Annotated in this window: 10 protein-coding genes; 4 read left to right on the top strand and 6 right to left on the bottom strand. The window is 36.5% G+C overall.

What is annotated here, in order from left to right; genetic code table 11:
• Nucleotides 1-134: 134 nt before the first annotated feature.
• Nucleotides 135-1547, bottom strand: a complete 1413-nt coding sequence (locus PN450_RS20305; RefSeq protein ID WP_271837371.1) for an iron uptake porin — start codon at nucleotides 1545-1547, stop codon at nucleotides 135-137.
• Between the two features lie 403 nt (nucleotides 1548-1950).
• On the opposite strand from PN450_RS20305, the gene PN450_RS20300 reads away from it, so the two are divergent.
• Complete coding sequence (locus PN450_RS20300) at nucleotides 1951-2937, top strand: DNA-methyltransferase (RefSeq protein WP_271837370.1); 987 nt, start codon at nucleotides 1951-1953, stop codon at nucleotides 2935-2937.
• A gap of 38 nt (nucleotides 2938-2975) precedes the next feature.
• Here PN450_RS20300 and PN450_RS20295 read toward each other — a convergent pair whose 3' ends face one another.
• The 5 genes from PN450_RS20295 to PN450_RS20275 form a co-directional block, all read right to left on the bottom strand.
• A complete protein-coding gene (locus tag PN450_RS20295) occupies nucleotides 2976-3788 on the bottom strand; it encodes a helix-turn-helix domain-containing protein (RefSeq protein ID WP_148763040.1) in 813 nt (270 codons plus the stop codon).
• Between the two features lie 225 nt (nucleotides 3789-4013).
• Complete coding sequence (locus PN450_RS20290) at nucleotides 4014-5069, bottom strand: YwqG family protein (RefSeq protein ID WP_271837369.1); 1056 nt, start codon at nucleotides 5067-5069, stop codon at nucleotides 4014-4016.
• Between the two features lie 75 nt (nucleotides 5070-5144).
• Nucleotides 5145-5519: an aspartyl protease gene (locus PN450_RS20285; RefSeq protein WP_334311504.1), complete on the bottom strand. Its 375-nt coding sequence runs from the start codon at nucleotides 5517-5519 to the stop codon at nucleotides 5145-5147.
• A complete protein-coding gene (locus PN450_RS20280) occupies nucleotides 5504-5821 on the bottom strand; it encodes a hypothetical protein (RefSeq protein ID WP_015078959.1) in 318 nt (105 codons plus the stop codon). Before PN450_RS20280 ends, PN450_RS20285 begins: the two co-directional genes overlap by 16 nt.
• Before the next feature lie 148 nt (nucleotides 5822-5969).
• Entirely contained in the window at nucleotides 5970-7253 is a 1284-nt protein-coding gene (locus tag PN450_RS20275; RefSeq protein WP_271837368.1) for an aspartate aminotransferase family protein, read from the bottom strand.
• Between the two features lie 70 nt (nucleotides 7254-7323).
• Between PN450_RS20275 and PN450_RS20270 the strand changes: the two genes are divergently transcribed.
• The 3 genes from PN450_RS20270 to PN450_RS20260 form a co-directional block, all read left to right on the top strand.
• Nucleotides 7324-7485 (top strand): hypothetical protein, encoded by a 162-nt coding sequence (locus tag PN450_RS20270; protein WP_271837367.1) that lies wholly within the window; start codon nucleotides 7324-7326, stop codon nucleotides 7483-7485.
• A gap of 260 nt (nucleotides 7486-7745) precedes the next feature.
• Complete coding sequence (locus tag PN450_RS20265) at nucleotides 7746-8810, top strand: potassium channel family protein (RefSeq protein ID WP_271837366.1); 1065 nt, start codon at nucleotides 7746-7748, stop codon at nucleotides 8808-8810.
• Nucleotides 8811-8879: 69 nt separating this feature from the next.
• Nucleotides 8880-9813: leucine-rich repeat domain-containing protein (locus tag PN450_RS20260; RefSeq protein WP_271837365.1), on the top strand; the 934-nt coding region annotated here is incomplete at its 3' end.

Here is a 9813-nt window from a genome sequence, read left to right as displayed (position 1 = left end):
TAAGTAAGTAGACGAAAATAAATCAAAGTATATTAAGTAATGTAAAAAATCTGGAGATGATTTCGTAGTGAGGGCTTCAGCCCTCAAATGAGGAATAAATTCCTCACTACAAACTTTGAATTATTCAAGCCGTTCTACTTACCTGTTGGTAAATCACTACTAACAATTTTCGGAGGTTGTCCTACATAAATCCCCCCCAAATTTCCTTGTCCCAATAAATCGGGAAGGTTGAGAAAAGCCATCCAATTATTAGTTTTTACACTCCCTGATTGTCCAGGTATACGAGAAGTCGTAAAACCACCCCAACCACCAATTGTCAACTTAGGATTAACCTGCCAAGATGCAGTAGCACCAAAAGCATCAGTTGTGAGAGGACTATTACCTGTAAGTGTATAAGCCAATAAATCATCACCAATTCCAGTTCCTAAAAATCCTGTAGTCGAGTAGGAATTAATATAATTTAGTGCTAAATTAATGTTATTAGTAGGAGCAAAATTTAATTGTACTCCGGTGGCATTTCCTCCATTAAATAATCCGGCATTTTGGCTATTATCGGCGGGTTTACTTGCTGTATAAACTGCTTGTAAACTAATTCGTTTATTCATTTGCCAATCAAAGCCTAAACCACCTGTACCATTACCAATTGCTAAAATTGGGTTACGTTGAGCAAAGGCAGAAATTGGACCTTTACCTGCACTTTCTATCCGGTTTGCTCCCCGAAAAGTGTTGATAGGATTAACCCCTGCTGGACCAACGATTACTGCTACTTTATCACCTACTAAAAACCGATAATTGAGGTCAGTTAAAACTAAGCTATTATCTGTATTACCTTCATAAGCTAATCGGGTATCGTTGGTGATTCGGGGGGCATTGAAACTAGCTGTACCCCCATTACCAGCTTGTAATCCTGTTACTAAAAAGCTGCGGTTTTTAAATTGGGTAAGTAGTGTTAGTTGAAGATTACTAATAACGTTAATTTTTGTCCCGTTATCTATTGTTTCTTTAATCCCATCTTTTGGTGACAAATCTGCACTATTTTCACTCCGTCCTTGAATACCAAAAATTGCTTGTCCAAATAGTTTGGTAGTTGTGGAAAATTGATTTGCTTCTAGTTCTGTGGTTTTTGCCTCTAAAGTATCTACTTTTCCCCGGAGTGTGGCTAATTCAGCAGCAAATTCTTCTCCTAATTTTTGTAATTTACTAAAATCTTCTTTTGTGACTGCGTTACTTGTGCTTGTGGCTATTAATTTATTAACTCTATCCAAACAAGCATTTAAACCAGCAGCGAATTCATAGCGCGTTAAAGCTCGATTTCCTCGGAAAGTTCCATTGGGATATCCAGCAATGCAAGCATATCGTTCAACTAGAGATTGTAAAGCCTGAAATGCCCAATCTGTGGGTTCTACATCTCTTAATTGAGAAACTGATGTAACTTGTTCTATCTCTGATGAATCAACATTTTCGCCATTAGCTATAGCATGACTAAATAAGGCATAAGTTAAATTAACTACAGATACCAGTAATATTCTTGTTATTAACTTGATCATCTTTGCTTGCACACCACACATTAATAAGTGATGATAGATTAATGTTTTTATTTTCGCAATGCTTATGCAATATCAGAGACAAAATAAGATAATTTTGGTTGTTTTTGCCTTGAACCAACTAGAAACAATTAAGCTATGATGAAGTTAATTTGTACTATTTTGTTTCAAATTGTTTAAAATCTTGCCAAAAGTCCGCTTCTAATGCCTTTGGTAACATCATAACCCAGTCTATAAAGCGGTAAAGGTTACGAATATCCTTTTCTGGCATTGTTCATACAATGCCGTGCCGTCAATGGCACAATCTTTCACTATGTGTAGGCCTTTACAAGAACTGATACCAAAAATATGTCGTTTTGATATTTTAGGATTATAGTTATAGAACCAACTCTTAGTGCGTCTGACAATGGTTCTTACCAATCCACTATATACTACAGACTGCGGTGCGGCTTATCTTGGTGATTCCCTACAATTGCTGGATCAACTGGAATCTGACTCAATAGATTTAGTGCTGACATCACCACCTTTTGCCTTGCAACGCAAAAAGGCTTATGGCAATGTAGAGCAGGAAGATTATGTTGATTGGTTGCTTGAGTTTTCCAAAAAAGTTTATCGAGTTCTGAATTCAACTGGTAGTTTCGTACTTGATTTAGGTGGAGCTTATGAAAGTAAACGTCCAGTTCGCTCTCTCTATAACTATCGGGTTTTAATTAAACTTTGTGATGAATTGGGATTTAGACTGGCTGAAGAATTTTTTTGGTATAACCCAGCTAAACTACCTTCACCAATTGAGTGGGTTAATAAGCGAAAAATTCGAGCAAAGGACTCTGTAAATACCGTCTGGTGGCTCTCAAAAACTGATCATCCTAAAGCAAATGTTAGTAATGTTTTAGTCCCTTACTCTGAGCGAATGAAGAAGCTACAGGCAGATCCTCAAAAATACTATACACCGAAAGAAAGACCTTCAGGCCATGATATCAGTAAGAATTTTGCTACTGATAATGGTGGTGCTATACCATCAAATTTGTTAGAGATTGCAAATACTGAAAGTAATTCTAGTTATATTCAATTATGTAAATCTATTTCCATACCCCCTCATCCAGCGAGATTTCCTCAAAAGTTGCCAATGTTTTTCATTAAATTTTTGACTGATCCTGGAGATAAAGTTGTAGATATATTTGCAGGCTCAAATACTACAGGTTTTGTAGCTGAACAGCTAGAAAGAAGTTGGATGGCTTTTGAAAAAGAAGCATCTTATTTAGCATCTTCAGCTTTCCGGTTTCTAGATAAAACTCAAAGCTCGAAGGATGTTCTGACTCTTTATGAATGTCTTCTTGCTCAAAAAGAATCTGTTTGTTTAACTACTTCAAAGCAATTATCTCTGAAATTATGAAGGTTACTTCAAATTGGCAAATTTTCTGGAATTGTTTGTTAATTCTGTTTAGGATAAACCAACTCACCTTCTTTTTCTATTAAACTTAAAGGGATTTTAGGGTTATTAATAGATTCCATTCCTCCACGTATTCTAGATTCCCAGTAACTGAACTTAGTTTCAAGTGAAGTAGGGTCAACTCTGTATATAGCTTTTAATAAAATTCCTTCATAAACAGCAATATACCAAGCTTTTACAGCACGATATTTGGCTAAGATATCAAGGTTAAGATGATGATTTGTGGTGACACTTTTACTTAAAAGTTTATTAATTGTTTTTAATTCATATTCATTTTTTTCTGCATCAATTGCATCATTTCCTTCACGTCCAGGTGATATCCGCAAACCAAGTAAGATTAAAACTTGAAGAACTTTCCCTCCATTGTCTTGAAAAACATCATTAATACCATACTCATTTGCCAGACTCTGTAATTCCTGAATAGCCCCAAGTGCTGTCTGTAATCGTTCTAAATCTGAACGGCGCTCTTTAGTTGTGTTAACTGCTTCCTTAACAGGTTCAACAAGAGAGGGAAGAACTACCGGAGTTTGTAATTCAGTGAGAAAGTTTGTACTGATATCTGTTTGGGGTGTGACATTCATTAAGTATGGTACTGACACTTTCAGGGCTTCAGCAATATCTAAAATTGTTTCAAAAGACGGAGCGCGTTCACCTCGTTCTATGTAGCTAATATGCTCAACGGATTTATCAATATCCTCTGCTAACTGCTCTTGTGTAATACCTCTGTCTTTGCGAAGGGCTTGGACTCTATCACCAAAAAGCTGTTTAACTTCTTTATATCTTTCAAAACTCATAAAAACTAAAACGAACTAAAAGTACGTCTTGAATCTTATACAAAGCATCAAAATGTGAAAACGAACTAAAAGTACGTTTATGCTTAGAGTTCAATTAACTACCTAAATTGGGTTAGTATTTGAACAAATTTTATTTACTACTTGCTTAATTCTGAAAGTTACAGAATAGGTATCTCAGATAATATTAGGTTTATTTAATCCTAGAAAAGCCTAATTCACCTAATTTCAACAACAAGCATAGGTGTACAAAATCTTAGAAAAATCTAACCGTTTCAATGCAGAAGGCTGAATAAAAAAGTTACCAACTCCCTCATCTCCCCACATGATTGAATGCTCATCATCAGAGTTCATTTGTAATAGCAGAAAATCATAACCTTCCTCCTCCTGCAAATCTGCACGATCATCATTTTGCACAAATGCGGGATATCCTCCTAAACAGTGTCCTCCTAATGATTCCTCATATTTTTCTTCATACTCATTGATAAAATCATCTACAAGTTCTTCTAAAGAATTTTCCATTGCTTTAGTTAAATTACTTTGTTGAAAAATGGGAAAATGGCTTTTAACTAAGTTTCTAAACCGATAATCTGATGCACTCATGGGAGTTGATTTAATAGCGAAATTCAAACCCAGACAGTCTAATAATGGCAAACCTATTCCTGGAGGTAAAAAATCAAAATTATCTAGAAGATTATCAATATTTAAATCTGGTTCTGGAAAGTAAATAACTCGAAAGGTAGTTTGTTTTAATTGGGGATATTCTTCAATTCCATAAGCTGTTTGACCTGATGCTTCAATATAAAACTGAAGAATCCCTTTTTCTGGTAAATCTTCTAAATTCGGCGTTTCCGAAAAGTTGATTTGTGCTAAAAGATGGAGGGGTGTACCATCTGGGGCTTCAGGATAGGTCGTATTTTTAGGAAGGTAGGGTAAACCACCAAATTTACTTTGCCATAGGGTAGTTTCTGTTGTTGAAGATGGAGTAATTTCTATATAAGGTTTGATAATGGCATTGGCAAATTCATCTACTTGATTTTTTAATTCTAAGAACATTCCATACAATTCATCTGGAGTGAAATCTTTGTTATTTTCGTCTACGGTCACAGATTCGATATCATACCAACCGTGTGTGAGTAATTCTTGAATACTTTCATTAAAAAAAGCTTCGGCTTCGGCTTCAGAAGAGAATTTATGCAGTTCTTGATAATGGGTAACATTACAGCCGTCTAGATGAATGGAAGTCCTGAGAGAACTTAATCTAAATATTTTATTGCATTTCATGATAATTAATCTTAGATGTGATAATGAATGATATTGGTAATATTTGAAAAGTCTTTCTTTTATTTGTAGTATGTCTTATTCTAGCGTTAATATACAAGATGATATATCTACTACCAAACGTCTATTTTTCAACCATTGACGACCAAGTAAAATTTCCGGTAATCCTTGTCCCACATGGACAGGAATATTAAAATATTGTCCATCAATTTGTACTTTTCCTAAATAGATTTCAAATTCCGCATCACCCTGGGCTGTTACCATTGTTTGTTGTTCTAAATATATCCACCCAAGTGCTTCTATGTCCTGGTTGTTGATTGCTAACCACCAAGAAAACCCTGTATCCAAAAGAGCTTCTACTGATAGTTCTAATCCATCAGCAGCTATCAAATCTATCTCAAAAAATAATTCATCCTCATCACCAAATTTACCCAAGATCATATTTTGCCACATACTCCAGTTTCATTAATTCGGAAAACGTGCAGTTTGACGTTTGGGTATTTTTGATGTGCTTGTTGTGCGGCTAATAAGGGATCTTCATGAATAAAATATTCACGGCTATTTGGCTCAATTGCTATGTACCAGTTATAGTGAGTTTTAATGAGTTCTGCTTGTAACTGCTCAAAAATTATTTTACAGTTTTGAGACAATGTTTCCCGTTCAGTCTGCCATTGTGCTTTCTGTTCTTGAGTCCATTGAATTTCTGGGAAGATTCTGCCTCTGCGGACTGTATGAGTAGATTTTGTTTCTGGCATAGCTTCGTTGTGTATTAATGAAAAATATATTATTCCATTTTATCGCATTTTTTGATTAATTTATTCCAAATTGATATGTTGAAAATTATCAAGATGAAAAATTCGTAATTGATAATTATTAAATTACAAATTACGAATTTTTAATTACCTATGCTGTTAGTTTAGCTAATGCTTTTTCTACAGCTTCTAATGCTTGCTTGATTTCTGCCTCTGTGACAATGAGAGGGGGAACAAACCGCACTACTTTAGGACCTGCGGGAACAAGTAATAAACCTTCTGCCATAGCAGCTTTGACAACCTCAGCAGCAGTTAAGGGAATATCGGCTTTGATTTCCATGCCGCTAATTAAACCCCAACCGCGTACTTCTGAGATATGCTGAGGATATTGACGAGCGATCGCTCTTAATCCTTCTCGTAAATGTGCGCCCTGTTCTCTGACATTATCTAAAATATTCTCTTTTTCCAAAGTCTCACACACACTCAGCGCCACACCACAAACAAAGGGATTACCGCCAAATGTACTTGCGTGTTCTCCTGGTTCAAAAATATCGCAGAATTTCTTACTCATCATCGCACCGATGGGAATACCACCGCCCAAACCTTTCGCACTGGTGAAAATATCTGGTTCTACTCCCAAATGTTCATAACCCCATAATTTGCCACTGCGTCCCATACCAACCTGTACTTCGTCGAAAATCAACAAAATACCGGTTTCGTCGCAAATCTCCCGTAATCGCTTAAAGTAAGCAATATCTCCAGGACGAACGCCACCTTCCCCTTGCAATGGTTCAATTAAAATTGCCCCGACCCGATAATTACCTTCGTCTAATTCAGTCACAGCGGCTTCCACTGCTCTAATATCGTTGTAATTTACATAATGGAAACCAGGAACTAAAGGATCAAAATGCTTTTGATATTTTGGTTGTCCAGTGGCAGTCACAGTGGCTAAAGTCCGTCCGTGAAAACTGGCATGGGCAGTTAAAATGATTGGGTGGGCAATTTCTAGGACAGTGTGGGCATATTTCCGCGCTAGTTTAATTGCTGCTTCGTTGGCTTCAGCGCCAGAATTGCAGAAAAATACTCTATCTGCACAGGAATGATTAACAATCCATTTAGCTAATTCACCCTGTTCAGGAATATAGTACAAATTGGAAACATGATGCAATTTCTGGATTTGTCTAGTTACAGCCTCTACCATTGCTGGATGGGCGTGTCCTAGAGTACAAGTGGCAATGCCCGCGACAAAATCCAGATATTCGTTGCCCTGACTATCCCAAACACGGCAACCAGCACCCCGTTCTAAAGCCAAAGGAAACCGTCCATAAGTGGACATGACAGCCGCATCGAAGCTATCAACATCAAAAGGTGTAGATGGCATAATACCTGACTCCAAGGGGTTCGTGGCTTGTTCAATTAGAGTTTGCACGCTCACTACCGCTACTCCTGAAAAGCTTTTATCGTAATACTTTACTAGGTTCTGGGAAATATGAACAAAATTTTTGATGATTTTAGAAGAAGGAGTCAGGAGTCAGGAGTCAAGAAGAAGGAGTCAGGAGTCAGGAGTCAGGAGTCAGGAGTCAGGAGAAAAAAAGAAGGAAGAAGGAGTCAAGAAAAAAATTACCCATGATTGTGCAAATATTATTTATTGTGAATCCTTACATTAGAAGTTTTTTAATTCTTAATTCGGACTTGCTGATAGCGTAGCGTGATGTTAACCATATAAATATAAAACCTTGATAAATCAAGAGTTATAGGGAAATAAAATGTGAATAAGGTGCAAGGAATAATCTTTAAAACTATCAAAAAACTATCACTTTCTCATATTCTTCCTTATTCCTTATTCCTTATTCCTTATTCCTTATTTCTTCTTTCTTCCTCCTGACTCCTGACTCCTGACTCCTGAACTCCTAATTTTTAATTGCCTGTGTATTCTACCCTTGAACAAAAATATCAACGGATTCAAAAAGAATTAATGGCTGGGGCGCTTGCTTTAGCTGGTATTTTCCTAATCGGGACTTTATGGTATTCCCTGGTTGAGGGCTGGAAATGGGAAGATGCAGCTTACATGACTGTAATTACTCTAGCAACTGTCGGTTATGGAGAAACTCACCCATTAGGTAGTCGAGGGCGTTTATTTACCATTGTCTTAATTTTAATGGGTGTGGTGAATCTTACTTATATTGTTAATAGATTTACAGCCGCAGTCATTGAAGGTTATTTTCTAGAAGGAATTCGACTCCGACAACAAAGGCGTTTAATGGAATCATTATCAGAACATTATATTATCTGTGGATTTAGTCGCACTGGGCGACAAATTGCTAAGGAATTTCAGGCTGAAGCTGTTTCTTTTGTCATTATTGATTCGGAACTTGAATCTGTCCAAAAAGCTCAGGAAATTGGTTACATTGTTTTTCAAGGTGATGCGACGTTAGATGATACTTTGTTAAAAGTTGGTATTACTAAAGCAATTTGTATTGTGGCGGCTTTACCTTCAGATGCGGAAAATTTATATACTGTTTTATCAGCAAAAACTCTGAATCCAGACATTCGAGCGATCGCTCGCGCTAGTACGGAAGAAGCGGTACAAAAGTTACAGCGTGGTGGTGCAGATGCCGTAATTTCACCGTATATTACTGGCGGCAAACGCATGGCAGCAGCAGCCCTCAGACCGCAAATTTTAGACTTTGTAGATGGGATGCTTTCTGGTACAGACCGTCAGTTATATATGGAAGAATTTTTACTAGATTCCGATAGGTGTCCCTTCGTTGGTCAAAGTTTACAAAGAGCGAAATTGCGATCGCAATCAGGCGCATTAGTTCTGGCAATTCGTCGTCTTGATGGTAAACTCATTGGTGGTCCCACTGGAGATACTGTTTTAATGTCGGGAGATACATTAATTTGTATGGGTACGGCTGAACAATTACGGGATTTAAATCAAATTCTTGGTCCGATTAATTCTATTCCCCTCAAACGTCCGAAAAATAGCTAAAAGCAGACTTATTTTGCAAGTTGGAAGATGGTAGAATTACTGTGTCTTTTTTGTATAACTTGCAAAATCATGAAACTAGCTTTAGTAGCGGCCACTATTTTTACCTTGACTTTAGGATTGTACACACCAAAAGTTACTGCTGCACCTGCAAAAACACCCAAGACTTTTACAGAATGGTGTCAAAAAAAAGCCAGTTTACCTCAACAGACCAGAGGAACGGTAGAAGCATTATTAAAAGTTGCCAAAACACAAAATTGTAGTCAAGCTAATCAAATGTTGACTAAATTGACTTCTCTTAACCTTTTAAAAAATAAAATCAGGGATATCAAACCTTTGTCTAGTCTGACTAATTTGACTTCTCTTGACCTTCGGGAAAATCAAATCAGCGACATAAAACCTTTGTCCAATCTGACTAATTTGACTTATCTTTCCCTTTGGGAAAATCAAATCAGCGACATAAAACCTTTGTCCAATCTGACTAATTTGACTAAACTTTTCCTTTATACAAATCAAATCAGCGACATAAAACCTTTGTCTAGTCTGACTAAATTGACTGAACTTTACCTTTCGGAAAATCAAATCAGTGATATCAAACCTTTATCTAGTTTGACTAAATTGACTTTGCTTTACCTTTCAAAAAATCAAATCAGCGATATTAAACCTTTGTCTAGTTTGACTAAATTGACTGAACTTTACCTTTCGGAAAATCAAATCAGTGATATCAAACCTTTGTCTAATCTGACTAATTTGACTGAACTTTACCTCGATAATAATCAAATCAGCGATATTAAACCTTTGTCTAGTCTGACTAATTTGAATTCTCTTGTCCTTTCAAAAAATCAAATCAGTGATATCAAACCTTTGTCTAGTTTGACTAATTTGAATTCTCTTGTCCTTTCAAAAAATCAAATCAGCGATATTAAACCTTTGTCTAGTTTGACTAAATTGACTGAACTTTACCTTTCGGAAAATCAAATCAGTGATATCAAACCTTTGTCTAATC

This window comes from Dolichospermum lemmermannii CS-548 (assembly GCF_028330815.1).
GTDB classification, from domain to species: domain Bacteria; phylum Cyanobacteriota; class Cyanobacteriia; order Cyanobacteriales; family Nostocaceae; genus Dolichospermum; species Dolichospermum lemmermannii.
Note: the sequence above shows the minus strand (reverse complement) of the source record. Positions and strands in the feature narration are given on the sequence as shown.